The 14818-nt window shown below is 64.0% G+C and carries 14 protein-coding genes and 1 pseudogene; 4 read left to right on the top strand and 11 right to left on the bottom strand.

Features of this window, described 5'->3' with window-relative positions; translation table 11 throughout:
• Positions 1–14 precede the first annotated feature (14 nt).
• Positions 15–1058: a TIGR03857 family LLM class F420-dependent oxidoreductase gene (locus tag NP3_RS14820; RefSeq protein ID WP_063041686.1), complete on the top strand. Its 1044-nt coding sequence runs from the start codon at positions 15–17 to the stop codon at positions 1056–1058.
• Positions 1059–1632: 574 nt separating this feature from the next.
• On the opposite strand, the gene NP3_RS14815 is transcribed toward NP3_RS14820, so the two are convergent.
• The 7 genes from NP3_RS14815 to NP3_RS51500 all read right to left on the bottom strand — a co-directional run bounded on the left by NP3_RS14815 (position 1633) and on the right by NP3_RS51500 (position 7546).
• The gene (locus NP3_RS14815) at positions 1633–2787 is read right to left on the bottom strand and encodes an NAD(P)H-dependent amine dehydrogenase family protein (protein WP_063824774.1); all 1155 of its coding nucleotides are present in this window, start codon (positions 2785–2787) and stop codon (positions 1633–1635) included.
• A gap of 62 nt (positions 2788–2849) precedes the next feature.
• Positions 2850–4460: an acyl-CoA synthetase gene (locus NP3_RS14810; protein WP_063041685.1), complete on the bottom strand. Its 1611-nt coding sequence runs from the start codon at positions 4458–4460 to the stop codon at positions 2850–2852.
• Positions 4461–4482: 22 nt separating this feature from the next.
• Positions 4483–5745 carry a hypothetical protein gene (locus NP3_RS14805; RefSeq protein ID WP_063041684.1) on the bottom strand — a complete coding sequence of 421 codons (1263 nt, stop codon included), beginning with the start codon at positions 5743–5745 and terminating at the stop codon, positions 4483–4485.
• Positions 5739–6290, bottom strand: a complete 552-nt coding sequence (locus NP3_RS14800; RefSeq protein WP_063041683.1) for a nuclear transport factor 2 family protein — start codon at positions 6288–6290, stop codon at positions 5739–5741. Before NP3_RS14800 ends, NP3_RS14805 begins: the two co-directional genes overlap by 7 nt.
• A 34-nt stretch (positions 6291–6324) precedes the next feature.
• On the bottom strand, positions 6325–6525 hold the full coding sequence (locus NP3_RS14795; RefSeq protein ID WP_063041682.1) for a ferredoxin: 201 nt from the start codon (positions 6523–6525) through the stop codon (positions 6325–6327).
• On the bottom strand, positions 6522–7319 hold the full coding sequence (locus NP3_RS14790) for an SDR family oxidoreductase (RefSeq protein ID WP_063041681.1): 798 nt from the start codon (positions 7317–7319) through the stop codon (positions 6522–6524). The genes NP3_RS14795 and NP3_RS14790 overlap by 4 nt, the downstream gene beginning before the upstream one ends.
• Positions 7319–7546 carry a hypothetical protein gene (locus NP3_RS51500; RefSeq protein ID WP_157124314.1) on the bottom strand — a complete coding sequence of 76 codons (228 nt, stop codon included), beginning with the start codon at positions 7544–7546 and terminating at the stop codon, positions 7319–7321. The genes NP3_RS14790 and NP3_RS51500 overlap by 1 nt, the downstream gene beginning before the upstream one ends.
• A 1197-nt stretch (positions 7547–8743) precedes the next feature.
• Here NP3_RS51500 and NP3_RS14780 point away from each other — a divergent pair.
• Both NP3_RS14780 and NP3_RS14775 read left to right on the top strand, forming a co-directional pair.
• Positions 8744–9616 carry a helix-turn-helix domain-containing protein gene (locus NP3_RS14780; RefSeq protein WP_084508598.1) on the top strand — a complete coding sequence of 291 codons (873 nt, stop codon included), beginning with the start codon at positions 8744–8746 and terminating at the stop codon, positions 9614–9616.
• Positions 9617–9722: 106 nt separating this feature from the next.
• Positions 9723–10334 carry an FMN-dependent NADH-azoreductase gene (locus NP3_RS14775; RefSeq protein WP_063041676.1) on the top strand — a complete coding sequence of 204 codons (612 nt, stop codon included), beginning with the start codon at positions 9723–9725 and terminating at the stop codon, positions 10332–10334.
• Positions 10335–10474: 140 nt separating this feature from the next.
• Here NP3_RS14775 and NP3_RS50415 read toward each other — a convergent pair whose 3' ends face one another.
• Both NP3_RS50415 and NP3_RS14765 read right to left on the bottom strand, forming a co-directional pair.
• Positions 10475–10840, bottom strand: coding sequence for a hypothetical protein (locus tag NP3_RS50415; RefSeq protein WP_245720942.1), 366 nt, complete (start codon positions 10838–10840; stop codon positions 10475–10477).
• A gap of 385 nt (positions 10841–11225) precedes the next feature.
• Positions 11226–12368 (bottom strand): XdhC family protein, encoded by a 1143-nt coding sequence (locus NP3_RS14765; protein ID WP_063041672.1) that lies wholly within the window; start codon positions 12366–12368, stop codon positions 11226–11228.
• Between the two features lie 116 nt (positions 12369–12484).
• On the opposite strand from NP3_RS14765, the gene NP3_RS14760 reads away from it, so the two are divergent.
• The gene (locus NP3_RS14760) at positions 12485–13096 is read left to right on the top strand and encodes a TetR/AcrR family transcriptional regulator (protein WP_218024857.1); all 612 of its coding nucleotides are present in this window, start codon (positions 12485–12487) and stop codon (positions 13094–13096) included.
• Positions 13097–13117: 21 nt separating this feature from the next.
• On the opposite strand, the gene NP3_RS14755 is transcribed toward NP3_RS14760, so the two are convergent.
• Together NP3_RS14755 and NP3_RS14750 are read right to left on the bottom strand one after the other, a co-directional pair.
• Positions 13118–14608 (bottom strand): NAD-dependent succinate-semialdehyde dehydrogenase, encoded by a 1491-nt coding sequence (locus NP3_RS14755; protein WP_157124312.1) that lies wholly within the window; start codon positions 14606–14608, stop codon positions 13118–13120.
• 7 nt (positions 14609–14615) lie between these two features.
• Positions 14616–14818 (bottom strand): annotated as a pseudogene (locus tag NP3_RS14750) (alcohol dehydrogenase); the annotation flags it as partial.

Raw genomic sequence — 14818 nt, 5'->3', positions numbered from 1 at the left:
CAAGGAATGCGGAAATGAGAAGAACATACGACGAAATTGGTTTTTACCTGATGGCGGGCGCCGGGGGCGAAGGCCCGGCGGGTCTGGTTCGGGAGGCTCAGCGCGGTGAAGAACTCGGCTTCGGTACCGCCTTCATCTCCGAACGCTGGAATGTCAAGGAAGCGTCGTCGCTGGCAGGTGCCGCGTGCGCGGTCACTACCCGGATGAACATCGCCACCGCGGCCACCAATTGCAACACTCGTCACCCGCTTGTCACCGCCTCATGGGCGTCGACCCTGCACCGCCTCTCCAACGGTCGTTTCACCCTCGGTATCGGTCGCGGGATTGCGGCGATCCACTCCGGTTTCGGCATTCCCGAAGTCACCACTGCGCATCTGGAGGACTGGGCGAAGGTTATGCGCGGGCTCTGGCACGGCGAAATCGTCATTGAGCACGACGGCCCGATGGGCCACTACCCGGTGTTGTTCCTCGATCCGGATTTCAGCGAGGACATCCGGCTGGCGTTGGTTGCGTTCGGACCGAAGACCCTCGCGTTGGGTGGCCGTATTTTCGACGATGTCATCCTGCACACTTACTTCCCACCCGAGACACTGCAACGCTGTGTCAAGACGGTCAAAGAGGCTGCCGAACGGGCCGGGCGCGACCCTGACTCGGTGCGAGTCTGGTCATGTCTGGCCACCGTCGCCGACCATCTTCCCGAAGCGCTTCGTATCAAGAAGACCGTAGGACGCCTCGCCACCTATCTACAGGGTTATGGCGACCTGCTGGTCCACACCAATGACTGGGATCCCGCTGTTCTACAGCGGTTTCGTAGCGACCCGGTGGTGACGTCCATTCCGGGAGCTATCGACGGCAAGGCGAGCGCCGACCAGCTCGAACATATCGCCACACTGTTGCCGCCGGAATGGCTATCCGTGGCGGCAGCGGGTACACCGGCCCAATGCGTCGCACGTATCCGCGAAGAGCTCGGATATGGCGCGGACCGGGTCATCCTGCACGGTGCTACTCCCGATGAACTCGAACCCATCGTGCTCGAGTACGGGCGGACCTACCCATAGTCGCGCCGACACCGTCTCACGGATCGTGCTGCTCTCCCGCGCTGAATCGCGGCGTCGATAGGGGAGGTCGCCGACCAGCCGGAGACCTCGCAGAACGCAGGCGCCCTCGTTGCCGGGCAGATGATCGGGCAACTCGTCGTGCAGGTAGCGGTACCGCGGTCCGCATCCGGTGCTTAGTCGATCTCTGGCCGGATCATGCGGGATGTAGGCGGAAAGGACTTGGCAGGGGCAGCGTGGGCAGACTGGCGTCGACGGGCTCCTCCGCCGTAGAGATGGGTGCTGAGTATCTGTGCCTGCTCGCCCGAGGAGTGCTTCGGCACCCGAATCGCGTCTTGGGCGCTCCAGTCCGCCCCGGGGCGGGCAGCCGAGTCGTTCACCGATCGATGCGGCACGGTGCGAGGCGACCTAGCGCATGGTGGCTGAGCAGGTGCACAAGTGGCCACGAAAAGCTGTGTAGCGGGCGGCATTTCGTTGCTCACGACTATGTCGACTCGGCTGCTGGAATAGCCTTCACGGGACAAGACCTCGACTGCCGCGGTAGTCAGGCGGTCGACGGTATCGGCCTACTTGTCGGTCAGGCGTCGAGGCCTGGCCTCGATACCGGTAGACGCTCGTTCCGACAAGTGTCTGGATGCTGTGGTAGACCAGTGTCTACCACAAAGGACTTGCGATTCAGGTTCAAATTCGGCGCAGCGCGGCCGGACATCAAGGGCAAGTCCAGATAGGTGCGAACACCGGGTTCCGCCGCGACCACGTAGGGAATGGAATTTACACAGTGCATGGCTGTCGCGACGACCGCCGGATTACGTACTAACCCAGCGTCGACGGACTGTGGATGCATGCCGGAAATCGTGACGAGGCATCCCGGATCGCCGGTAATTTCGATTTCGAATCGCTCGCCTTGCGTCCCGAGCGTCCACGGCGGGTCGAGGTCGTGTTCCCCCATGAACCAGTTGACCGCCGCTGTGATGACGGGCTCGTCGCCTACCGTCCCATCCCATCGGAACCGTTGGGCCGCGACGTGACCCGGCTCGATCGGGCCGATCGGCGAGTCGATCGTTTTGGTCGCAACCGCTGTCTCGTGGGTCACGCGCAGCTTCTGGTCGAGATCGAATCCGACCTCGTCGGCGAGCATCCGGACCGACTGGCTATAACCGGAGCCGAGCACTGCGACTATGGCGCTGGTGGCGGCTTGCTCGGGTGTGGAACCGAAGAGCATCCAGTCCCGCACCACCTCGGGTGTGCCGTAGGTGCGTATGTCGGAGTACTCCTCGGCCCGGATCGCCGTCACCGAACCCGATAGCGAGGAGAGCATCAGGGGCAGACGCTCGGTGATGCCCCCTGGGTGAATCCCGGTACCGTGCAGGCTTACTCGCGCCATTCGACATACCGTGTCGAGCTTCTCCCGTTCGGTCGGCTTGGGATAGAACCAACCGAGTGGGGTCACGATGTTCTTGCCCGAGCTCAGGATGGCGCGGACGGTGTGCGGGTCGGCCATGAGGGGGCTATAGACGACGCAGTCGGCCTCCGATGCGAGCAGGGTATCGGCATCGGTAGTCGCGGTGACGCCGATCGGCGCCGCGCCGATCAACTCGCCGACATCGCGTCCGTTCTTGTCCGCGGAATGAACCCACGCTCCGACGAGTTCCAGATCGGGGTGTGCGAGAACACCTTCGATGGCGGCGCGGCCGACACCGCCTGTGGCCCATTGAATTACGCGTATGGGCATGGTCGTACTCCTCCTACAGGTGGTGCCGGTCGCATCGGGATGACGTGTCGGCGGTATTCCGATCAGGGAGCTTGATGGGCCGGGGTGCGTGCGGCCACGTAATCCTTGGCCCATCGGTAATCGGGTTTGCCGCTGGGGGAACGGGTGATCGTCTCGGCCAGCCAGATGGTTCGGGGTACCTTGTATCCGGCTAGGTGGTGGCGCAGGTGGGTGGTCAACTCACCGAAGTCCGGCCGGGCATCGCCCGCCACCGCGATCACGGCCGCGACTTGCTGCCCCCACCGTTCATGAGGGATGCCCACGACGACGGCGTCGAATATCCACTTGTGGGACTTCAGGACGCCTTCGACCTCTTCGACGAAAACCTTCTCGCCGCCGGTGTTGATCACCATATTGCCGCGGCCGATGAGGGTGATCGACCCGTCGTGTTCGACGCGGGCACGGTCGTCGGTCACCACCATGCGCGCACCGTCGACGGTTTTGAACAGGCGCTCGGACTTCGCGGTGTCCTTGTAGTACCCCAGGGGCACGGATCCGGTTTTCGCCAGCCATCCCTCCTTGCCGGCGGCGACCGGGCGCCCGGACTCGTCGACCACAACCGCCCCCCGGCCCGTCTGTACGCGCGGCCCGCGGCCCGGGTTGTCGTCCTTGGTAGCGAAACCGATTCCTCCGAAACCGGTTTCGGAGGAGCCGATCGAGTCGGATATGACTGCCGACGGGAACTGCTCGAGCAGGACGTTCTTCACGGGCTGCGACAGCAGGGCCGCGCCCGATGCGATGGCCACCAGCGAGCTCGCGTCTACCGGCGCGTCGCGGTAGGCGTCGAGCAGGGGCCGGGCCATCGCATCGCCGGTGATCACCATGATCTGTGGACGCTCGCGTGCCACGGTCCGCCACACCTCGCCAGGGTCGAACCGTGACTCGAACAGGACGGTGCTGCCGGACCAGAGTGCGGTGAAGGTCGGCATCATGGCGGCCGCGTGGATCAGCGGCGGCAGGATCATCCACGTGGCCGGGTCATTTTGGGCGCCGACGCGCGATTGCTGGTATTCGTCGGCAACGGGTTCGCCGGTGTAAAAGTCGATGCCACCGCCGAGGACCCGCCACATGTCTTCCTGTCGCCACATGACGCCCTTGGGAAGTCCGGTGGTACCGCCGGTGTACATCATGAACAGGTCGTCGGCGCTGCGCTCGGTGGGGCGGCGGGCTTCCGATCCGCGTGCGAGCGCCGTTTCATAGCGCACGGCGCCCGAGCTCAATTGTTCACTGCCGAGATCGTCGTCGACCACAATGGTGTGGCGGATCCGTGATACTTGCGATAGCGCCGCCTCCACCGCAGACGTGTATTTGCGGTGATGGATCAGTACTTCGACATCAGCGTTGTCATAGAGGTAACGCAGTTCCTCGGCGCTGTAGCGGTAGTTGATGTTGATAGGGACCGCCCGCAACTTGAAACAGGCGATGAGAGTTTCCATCGTCTCGATGCTGTTGTGCATCTGGAAACCGACATGTGCACCGGGGCTCACAAAGATCGAGGCGAGGTAATCGGCGAGCCGGTTGGCACGGGCATCGAGTTCGGCATAGGTGATGCGCCGTCCGCCGTGTATGAGCGCGGTGCGGTCGGGCATCGCGTCAACGGAATGCTCGAATAAGTCAGCGAAATTGCACGCCATAGAAATTCACTTTCAGTGGGTGTCAGACCACCGTCAACGGCAATGGGATGCCGCGGTCGGTGATACGGAAATCGGCGCCGGTGCTGAACCGGGTGATTGCCACTTCACCGGATTCGGCAAAGGGCTTATCCGCCAAGAGGAAGCAGATCGACAGTTCGTCAGCGGTATCGGCTATGACGTGTGCCGCGTACCTCGGGTTCACGCCGCGGGCCATCGCCTCGAGCGGCTCGAGGTGGGTGGCGTCGATCAGCGTCGGCCAGACCTCGTCGGCAACGGCTCCGCTGTGTTTCGGAATCCGGAGTCGGACCCCGATCTCGCTGGTATCGATTCGAATTCCGGTGTACTGCAATGGGTTCCATGCGGGATGCAGCTGGAGCACCCGAGCGAGCGCGGCATCGTCATCACCGAAGCTCAGAGCGATACGGATTCGTTCCGATGTCAGTCCGGCGATGCCGGTGAACTGCTTGCGCCCGATCTCGGCCGCAGTGGGTTCGTCGGTGCGGTTTCGTATCGCGATGAGGAATCCGAGGGTGAGCAGATGGTGCTGCAGGCACACCTCGTCGGCCATGCGGATCAGTGCGGACCGTGAGAAGTCTGCGAACCGCAAGTCGCTGAGCAACGGCCCCGAATACTCGTTGCACCCGATATCGTCGGGATCGATCGGGTCGAGCTCGATCCTGCTGGCCCGTGAGTTCGCGACGACATCGAAGTTGGCCGGTATCGGTGGTGGGACGTGCGACGGGTCGATGGTGACCTTCCACGCACAGACTGGATGGCGATCTGCGGGCACCCGCGGGGGCCGGTGGATCGGTCGCACCTGCGCGTTCGGGTTGGTGGCGAGCGCGGTGGCGTCGAAGGTTGGGTCCTCGATGTCGTGGCACATCGAGCGCACGTACGCTTCGCCCATCGGCTCCACGTCGGCCAGGGCACCGCAGTGGTCTAGCCAGAACTCGCCGTGATCGTGATCGTCCACGCGGTATCGGAAGTCCATGAACTGCGGCGGTGCACCGATATCCAGTTGCAGCCCTTTGAATATCGTCTCCACGCTGTCGCCGGTGAAGCCGAGCGCGCGCTGCATGCGCCGCGTGTAGACGGGACTGGCCACCTGCCACTCCTCGATCGCGACGGCGGCCATGCCTTCCCGGCCGAAAGCCGCTATGGTGTGCGCCATTCCGGATCGGTCGATGAGGTGACCGCTCAGCAGCAGCTCGGGCACCAGTGTGGCCAGCTCGGCCCGCGTGAGTCCGCTGTAGCTGCTGCGACCATCGAAGGACGGCGTCACCATAGCGACACCGGTGCTTCGCCGATCTTGTACCAACCGGGCAGTGATTCGCCGGAGGTCGCGCGCTCGATCCGCTTTTTCATCCCCTCCGACAGCGCATCGTTGGTGATCATTTGCATGAACAATGCGCTGACGTTGCCGAAGTCGAAGAAGTCACGCTGCCATGACCATTGGAAGTTGCCGCCGTAGCGGAACCAGCTGCCACCGATGCCATCCACCGAATAGTTGCGGCCGTCGGCGCGCTTGTTCTCGTTGACCTGCTTCCATAGGCCGATGAGGTTGCCGCTGCGCTCGTCGATGACCCAGTCCTGGTAGGGATAAGTCCAGCCGTCGAGCCCGTCCATTTCCAAACCGACGGCGATGTCCCGAATTTCGCTGCGACCGACGGCCATGAATTCCTGTTTGGGCCCGTAGTTCCAGCCATAGGTGGCGTCTTCGGTGTAGAACTCTGCGAGTGCGCGCCAATCACCCTCGGCTTCGCACTCCTGGTTGGCCCGTAGCCAGCGGCGTACCATCTCATCGAGTTCGGCGCGGTCGAAATCGGCCATGGTAGTGATCCTTTCGGTTTCTCTGCGAATCTGCTCAGTCGGCGTCGTGGACGATCGACAACGCCTGGGTGGGGCAGTAGCGGACGGCCTGTTCGGCGTCGGCGCGCGCCTCCGGACCCGGATTCGGTGCCAGGATTTCGACCTGGCCGCGCTTGGCGACCGCGAATACCTCGGGCGCTTCTGCTTGACAGACGGCATGGCCCTGGCACAGATCGAGGTCGGCGATGATCTTCACGAATGACTCCCCGAATTGATGGTGCGGACCTGCGCCTCGGGTTGCATCTCGGTCAACTGCAGATGCGCGCCGCGCGGTGCCGACACGACCGCGACGATGGCCGACGCCAGGTTGTGCGCCTTCAACATGCCGGGATGACGCGCGAATCCCCAGGTCGACCAGTCTTCGAGGACCGGGCCGATGATTTCGGCGGTGGCGTCCATGCCCATGCCGGTCATCGTCGGACCGGGACGGACGAGGGAGGCGCGAACGCCGGTGCCCTCGAGCTCCATCCACATCTGTCGCGCCATCGCTTCCACGGCCGCTTTCGCCGATGGGTACGCGCCCATGCGGGGGCGAGGCGTGTGCGCGGTATCCGAGCTGATCATGAGGAAGTCGCCGCGCTGCCGCTCGATCATGCCCGGGATCACGCGATGAACAAGTCTCTGCACGCCCACCAGGTGGACGTTGATCTGGTGCAAGAACTGGTCGGGGTCCATTTCATGGACGAGCGAGAAGGCTAGGTCTCCCGCGCCGGACACCACGATTTCGGCGGGGCCGAGAGCGACCTCGGATGCGGCGACGAAGGCGTCCACGGACTCGGTATCGGTGACGTCGAGCCGGTGGGCGAATGCCTCGCCGCCACTGGTCGAGATTTTCATCGCCAGGGCCTCGCACTGTTCGACACGCCGGGCACCCAATGCCACCGGGTAGCCGAGCTCGGCCAGTGCTTCGGCCGTGGCCGCGCCGATTCCGGAGGATGCGCCGGCGATCAGTACCGGCCGTCGTTCGGGGTGGGGTTCGAACCTGGGCATCAGCGCTCCTCGGTGATGATGGGCAGTTTGGCGCCGCCGCGCACATTGGTTGAGTGAACTCGTTCTATGCTCGCGTCGACCAGCTTGTAGTCGCCCTGCCGCGACACGGCCCAGAACTCCGGGTCCGGAACTTCTGTTCTCGGGCACCGGTAGGTCGGGTGCGGGTCGGCGTGGAACCGGTAGTCGTGGGGATCGAACGTCAACGGCTCGAGGGATGCCGAAGTCATCATTTACACCTCGAATTCGATTGCGCGTACCCGCGAGTACAGGCTGGAAGGCCGCCAGTAAGACATAAAACCGGACATGTGTCTGGACGCTATCATCGACACGAGTCCACCACAACGGTCAGTCTGAATCGCGCGCGCGACGGTGGCCTGATCCTGTTCGGAATCTCCTCGGTAGTGGGAGTTCCATGCGAAGCCATGTGTTCAATCAGGAGCTGACCTATATTCCGAACCCAGGTTCATCTCCCGCGTCCCCAATAGCTCGGCCGACTCATAGTGTGTGATGGCCCGCCCCGAGGAAACACTGCCGTTCACCGAGGCAGGAGCCGGATCCGCCAGTGATGCAGCGGAGTTGGCTGCCGTCGCCAATGGGAATATCGCCCCGCCCGCAGGACTCCGCGCGGGTCAGGAGTGTCGCGCGGCCAAGACGAGGAAGCGTCGTATCGCCCGGTCCGTACGTCGCGGTGACCCGTAAGGCCCATCGAGCGCTACCTGCGTGAGGTGAAGGCCAGCGCATGGGTAAGAGCTTGTTCGACATTGTCGAGCAGAGACCGGATAACCCCGATGCACACCACGCGCGCCGAAATCGACCGCAGCGCTGACTCGGTTTCCGGCTCGTCGATGGCCTCGAGCTCATCGCGGGTGGCCGTTGCGGCGGCCCGGCAGCGCGTGAGTAATCCAAAGCCCTGATGAGCACGGTAACCACCTTGATCTCGCTCTATTCGACTCTGTGCAGTGGTGGGTTCCGGATAACTGGGCCGTCGACTGGCCGAATTTCGGGCGGATATGGCGTAGCTGTTGGCCAGCGGCGGTGTTCGGCTCCTGGGCCCAGGATTGAGGTCGGCTCGCGCAGGGCTTGCGGGGAGGGTTTGAAGTAGCGGCGCGGGTTCTCGGCTTTGGGGTGTGGGGATTTGGCCATCAGTTCGAGCAGGCTGGCGCCGGTTCGCCGAGGTGGGTAAGGCCGGAGTGTCGGAGTGCGTGCAGGTCCCAGCCCGTTCCGGGGCCGTGGAGGGCAGTGGCGGCGGTCTCGCTGTCGAGCGCCGGGGTCAGCTGCTGCGTCTGTGCGGCGGCCGCGACGATATCGGCGGCCGATCGCGGGCTGCCGGTCAGGGGGATAACGCCGACCGCCTTTCCGATACGCCGGCGTCGACCCCCGTATTCTGGCTGTTCGGGCTGGTAGGCGAGAGGTGGTCGGTGATCATGACGGTCGACAACGGACACGTCATCGAGAACATCGGCTACCGGCGTACGATCGGGCCGCCCGTTCTGGGTGTCGAGGCCGTCACATCCCGCGACGTCCGTGCCCGCCTTGTCTGCGACGTGGACGACGTCCGCCCGCGCCGACTCGATTTTCACCAGCTCCTCCTCGTGACCGAAGGGATAGGCGAGCACGAGGTCGACTTCGTCTCCCACCCCTGCGCTCCGGGCACACTGTTGTGGATCCGGTCGGGACAGGTGCAGCGCACCGTACTCTCGCCTGCCCTCGAGGCCTGGTTCATCTTGTTCACCCCTGACTTCCCGCCCCCGCTCCCCGCCGCGGATGGTCTGCTGCGGAACCCCTTCGCGCCGGTCCGGTACGAACTGGACGAGGCCACGCTGCAGCGGCTGCTGCCGATCGTCGAACGGCTCGGCGAGGAGTCGGCCGGTCCGGACATCGATCCGGACCTGCTGCGGCATCTGCTGGCCACACTCATCCTGTACCTGCGCCGGATGCCGGCGGCGCCGGACCCTCGATCACCAGCGGAGGGCGGGGAGATCTTCCGGAGCTTCCTCTGTGAGCTGGAACGTTCCTTCGCGACGACGCGGCGGGTCGAGGACTACGCCGCCCGGCTCGGCTACACCCCCAAGACCCTGACCCGCGCCAGCCTGGCCGCTACGGGCCGCTCGGTAAAGCACGTCATCGACGCCCGGGTCGCGCTCGAGGCCAAGCGGCTGCTGGCGCACACGGATCAGACGGTCGCCGCCATCGGCAGCAGTCTCGGGTTCCCCGAGCCGACCAACTTCACCAAGTTCTTCATCCGCAACGCCGGGGTCACGCCCTTGCGGTTCCGGGAGACCGCCCTCGCGCCGTAGCCGCGAAGAGTCCGTTTTCTACCATCTTCAGTCCAAGGCCGACCTCGCCACCAGCACAGACAGCAGAGAAAGTTGAGTGGTCAGTAAATTTGGATGAAAGGCGACCATGCCCACTCTGCTGCACATCGACGCGTCCCTGTGGCCCGAAGACGTCTCCACGTCCCGCTCGGTCACCGCGACCTTCCGCCGGGAGTGGGAGGCGCAGCACCCCGGGGGGACGGTGATCCACCGCGACCTGGCGGCCGAACCGCTGCCCCACCTCGACGCCCGCGCGTACACCGCCGGTGCCGGGGACTTGCTGCGCGACGCCCTCGCAACCGAACTCGAGCAGGCAGACGCCATCGTTGCCGGCGCGCCGATGTACAACTACACCATCCCCTCGACCCTCAAGGCCTGGCTCGACCACATCATCATCCTCGGGCGCACGGCGGGAGAGCTGCCGTCCGCCGCGGGGACGCCCACCGTGGTCGTGGCCAGCCGAGGTGGCGGCTATGGGCCGGGCACGCCGCGCGAGTCCTTCGAGTTCGTCACGACCTACCTCGAGAAGACCCTCGGCGACACGCTCGGTCTCGACGTGGAGTTCATCATCCCCGAGCTCACGATGGCACCGCATGTCCCTGCCATGGCCGACCTGATCGACATGTCCCATGCCTCGCGCCACAAGGCCCACGAGGACGCCGCCGCGCGAGCCAAGATCCTCGCCGCGAAGGCCGCCTGACCCGGTGACCGACCGCCGTACCTGTCAGTGGGTGCGGGAAGCGCCGGGCCCGATGAGGCTGGTCAGTTCGCGCATGGCCTGGGGTGAGGGTTTGAAGTAGCGGCGCAGGTTCTCGGCTTTGCGGTGTCGTGATTCGGCCATCAGTTCGAGCAGGCTCGCGCCGGATTCGCCGAGGTGGGTGTGGCCGGAGTGGCGGAATTCGCGCAGGCCCCACCCGGTTCCGGGACCGTCGGTCGCGGTGCCGGCGTCGAGGAGATCGCGGGCCTGGTCGTAGGACAGTCGTGCGAGTCCGGTGTCGGGGCACAGGTCCCGGTCGGCGAGGTACTTTCCGGGTCCGGGTCGGGGTGGGTGACGAACACCGGTCCGTGGGTGCGGCCGCGCAGCAACCGCGGGAGCAGCCGGGCGGTGCAGGCGTCCCAGTAGACGGTCTCGAGGACGTGTTCGTGGTGGGCAGCGCCGCAGTGGCGGGTGCGCGGCTTGGCCCCTTGGATTTCACCCGGGCGCACCGGCCCGCCAGGTCGAGGTCCTCGATGTTGAGCTGGAGCAGTTCCTCTGCGCGGGCGCAGGTTTCATACAGCATCCGCCACAGTGTCTTCTCCCGCCGATGGATCTCCGCCGAGGCCCGCGCCAACACGAACCCCGCCAGCACATCGGTTTCGAACGCCGCCAGCTCCTCCGGGCTCGCCAGCTCCCGACGTTCCCACAGATCCCGCACCGCTGCCGGGCTCAACCCGGCACCCTCACCTTCAGCTCGGACCGCAGAACCTCGGACCCGCCGAATCTACTTCAGAAATCCCGAGATCTGATCAAAATCCGAAAACCAGATCAGGACCCACGAAACCAACAGCTCCCAGGCCGGACGTCCAAACGAACGCCAGAGGAACTCAGGGGTTATCTCTTAACTGTGTCGGCCATGTGCTCGCGATGTGGGTGCGCGGCAGCGCGTGAGCTGAGTGAGTGGATGGAGCCGCTGCCGAAGGTCAACGGCAAGCCCATACGGTGCTCACGTGCGGCGATGATTTCGGCCGCGATGGAAACTGCCGTTTCCATGGGAGTTGCCCCGCCGATGTCCAGGCCGATCGGTGCGTGTAACCGTGCCAGCTCGGCGTCGGTGACACCTCGATCGCGCAACTGCTGAGCGCGCTGCGCGCTGGCTTGCCGTGAGCCCATTGCGCCCACGAATGCGACCGGCAGCCGTAATGCACTCTCCAGCAGTGGAATATCGAACTTGGGGTCGTGAGTCATTACGCAGAGTACGGTTCGCTCATCCAGTGTTGTCGACCTGAGATAGCGCTCGGGTCGGTCCACGACAACGAGATCAGCTTCCGGAAACCGGGCCTCTGTCGTGAACAATGGACGTGCGTCGCACACCGTGACGTGATATCCGAGCAGCTTTCCTAACCGGGTCAAATCCCGGGCGAAATCTACCGCGCCGAACACGATCATTCGCGGTGCAGGTGTAAAGGGTTGTAGGAACAATAGACCGTCGCCGAGCCCGGCAGCGGACAGGTCGACCAGCGCATGGTGTCCCGAGTTGACGGCGTCCTGGATGGGCTTCATGAGTCCGCTAGCCGAGCAGACGTCTCGGCCGAGTCCGACGAGGCCGCCGTCCTCGTAGCGGAAATGGGTGATGATTTGTGGGTCGTCGAGAACTGTGCAGAGAGCGGTCGGGCGTCGGTCGATCTCGGCCCGCCGGATATGGCGGAGATGCTCGATCAACGTGTCCGATACCTTCTCGATGAGCACTTCTATTGTTCCGCCGCAGGTAAGGCCGATGTCGAGAAGGTCGTTGTCGGTGATACCGAAGCAGACGCGGCTTGGAACGCCGGATTCGAGTACGGATTCGGCAGCCGTGACCGTAGCCGCTTCGACGCAACCGCCGGAGATACTGCCGAGGACCTCGCCGACAGCCGTTATCGCCATCGCGGCGCCTGGCGGTCGGGGGGTGCTGGCGGAGGTGTCGATCACGGTCGCCAAAGCGGAGGGCATTCCCGCCGTATGTCGTTCGATCAGCTGGTCGATCAACTCCAGCATGGGGTACCTCTCATAGCGAATACTAACTAGCATTAGTTTGGAATGTACTAGTGCGTGGTCGATCAGGCAACGTATGCCTGAATCGGTGCGCGATCTCTGACTGAGATGATGAAATGGTGACCGAGCACATCGATCGACGATCCGCTGACTTGCCCGCCGTGACCAGGGCCGACGTTCGCGATGCCGCGCTGACCCTGTTCGCCGAACGGGGATACCACGGGACCAGCTTGAAGGAAGTAGCGCAGCGGTTGGGCATCCGCACTCCAAGCCTGTATAACCACATGGACTCGAAGGCTTCGCTGTTGAGCGAGATTGTGCTCGAGACGCTTGATCATGTCACCAATGATTTCCAGAAGGTGATGGCAGAAGTGGACGGACACTCCGCCAAATTGCGTGCGGCGACCGAGGTCTACGCACTGCGGCACGCTACTCACCGTCGCGAGGCCCTCGTGGTCAATCAGGACACAACACACCTCGAGGAACCGGATCGTAGTGTGGCCCAGGATATTCGCCGGCGACACGAGCGGGCGTTTCGACAGATCATCATCGACGGTCGGCGCGAGGGAGTCTTCACAGTCGATTCTCCGAAGCTCGCCTCGTTCGCCATTCGTGAGATGTGCGTCAGCGTCGCACGCTGGTTTCGTGACGACGGGGATATGACGCCGCAGCAAGTTGCTGAGTGGTATGGGGATTACGCGTTGCGCATTGTCGGCGCTGGAAACTCATGACCGCTGTTCGGGTCGCATTGATCAAAGACGCCCCGAAGGCTCGTATGGGTCTGCGATGCCGGCGTATCGAGTCTCCAGATACTCGTCGATACCCTCGGCACCGCCTTCGCGACCCAATCCGGATTGCTTCACTCCGCCGAATGGGGCTGCGGGATTGGAAACAACTCCGACGTTGATCCCGATCATCCCGCTCTCGACAGTTTCGAGCAAACGGAGGGTGCGGGCAGCGTCGCGGGTGTACGCGTAGGCGACCAGACCGTATTCGGTGTCGTTTGCGGCTGTCACCGCTTGGGCCTCGGTACTGAATCGCACGATAGGTGCGACAGGGCCGAAGATTTCCTCACGGAGCAGGCGCGAAGCCGGATCGACGTCGGCGAGAACAGTCGGCTTGTAGAAGTAGCCGGGCCCGTCCACGATGGCACCGCCGGTTCGGATTACGGCACCCTCACGGATGGCGTCCTCGACGAGTTCATGGACCTTGCTGCGCGAGTCCTCATCGATCAGTGGACCGATTTGCGTGGCGCTGTCGATGCCTGGACCGACGTTGAGGGCAGCCATTTTTCGGGCCAGTTTGTCGGTGAATTCGTCGGCCACCGAGTCGTGCACCAGGAAACGGTTGGCGGCCGTGCACGCCTCACCCATGTTGCGTAGCTTGGCAAGCAACGCTCCTTCGACGGCAGCGTCCACATCGGCATCCTCGAATATCAGAAAGGGCGCATTGCCGCCGAGTTCCATCGAAGTGCGAAGCACCTGTGCCGCGGAATCGGCGAGCAGGCGCCGACCGACCTCGGTCGATCCCGTGAAGGACAGCTTGCGGAGTCTCGGATCGGTGACAATCCCCGAAGTTACCGCTCCCGCAGAGGAAGTCGGTATTACGTTCAGCACGCCTGCGGGTAGGCCTGCCTCGGAGATCACGCTGGTCAGCAGCAGTGATGTCAATGGTGTGAGAGCTGCGGGTTTGAGTACCATCGTGCAGCCGGCGGCGATGGCGGGCGCGATCTTGCGTGTTGCCATCGCGAGCGGAAAATTCCACGGCGTGATCAGCAGCGATGGCCCAACGGGGCGTTTGTGTACGAGCAGCCGGGTTCTGCCGTCGGGGGCTGTGGCGTAGCGGCCTCCGATACGGACGGCCTCTTCGGCGAACCACCGCAGGAATTCGGCGCCGTATGCGACTTCGGCTCGCGACTCGGCCAGAGGCTTACCCATTTCGAGCGTGATCAAGGTCGCGAACTCCTCGGCGCGGGCGACTACCGCGTCGAACGCTGAGTAGAGGATCGCCGAGCGCATTCGCGGGGAAGTGCGCGCCCACTCGTTCTGCGCGGCTGCGGCGGAGTCGAGCGCGTCCCTGCCGTCCCCGGGTGTTGCGTCCGCGACCTGCATGAGAACAGACCCGTCGGCAGGGTTGTGTACGTGAAACAGCTTGTTGTTCTCCGCATCTCGCCAGCGGCCATCGATAAAGAGCCGAGGCTCGAGGGTGTCGACGACGGCATCGGCTGTTGCGGTAATGGTCACGCTGGTCTCAATTCTGATCGAAGACGATCACTTGGCGGACGGCCTTGCCGTCGGCCAAGTGATCCATTGCCGAGTTGATCTCGGACAGTCGGATACGGGAGGTGATGAGTTTCTCGACCGGCAGCCTGCCCTCGCGCCACATCTGCGCATAGATGGGTATATCGCGTCCAGGTACAGCCGATCCCAGATAGCTACCGGTGATCGTGCGCG

Origin of the sequence: Nocardia pseudovaccinii NBRC 100343 (assembly GCF_001613225.1) — a bacterium.
In the GTDB taxonomy this organism is placed as follows: Bacteria; Actinomycetota; Actinomycetes; order Mycobacteriales; family Mycobacteriaceae; genus Nocardia; species Nocardia pseudovaccinii.
The sequence above is the reverse complement of the archived record's forward strand: the minus strand, read 5'-3'. Positions and strand labels throughout refer to the sequence as shown.

Coding starts and splice junctions, on each gene's coding strand:
- NP3_RS14815 (WP_063824774.1), bottom strand. CDS start 2,787: ATGCCCATACGCGTAATTCAATGGGCCACAGGCGGTGTCGGCCGCGCC.
- NP3_RS14775 (WP_063041676.1), top strand. CDS start 9,723: ATGCCCACTCTGCTGCACATCGACGCGTCCCTGTGGCCCGAAGACGTC.
- NP3_RS14790 (WP_063041681.1), bottom strand. CDS start 7,319: ATGCCCAGGTTCGAACCCCACCCCGAACGACGGCCGGTACTGATCGCC.
- NP3_RS14800 (WP_063041683.1), bottom strand. CDS start 6,290: ATGGCCGATTTCGACCGCGCCGAACTCGATGAGATGGTACGCCGCTGG.
- NP3_RS14810 (WP_063041685.1), bottom strand. CDS start 4,460: ATGGCGTGCAATTTCGCTGACTTATTCGAGCATTCCGTTGACGCGATG.
- NP3_RS51500 (WP_157124314.1), bottom strand. CDS start 7,546: ATGACTTCGGCATCCCTCGAGCCGTTGACGTTCGATCCCCACGACTAC.
- NP3_RS14805 (WP_063041684.1), bottom strand. CDS start 5,745: ATGGTGACGCCGTCCTTCGATGGTCGCAGCAGCTACAGCGGACTCACG.
- NP3_RS14820 (WP_063041686.1), top strand. CDS start 15: ATGAGAAGAACATACGACGAAATTGGTTTTTACCTGATGGCGGGCGCC.
- NP3_RS14780 (WP_084508598.1), top strand. CDS start 8,744: ATGACGGTCGACAACGGACACGTCATCGAGAACATCGGCTACCGGCGT.
- NP3_RS14765 (WP_063041672.1), bottom strand. CDS start 12,368: ATGCTGGAGTTGATCGACCAGCTGATCGAACGACATACGGCGGGAATG.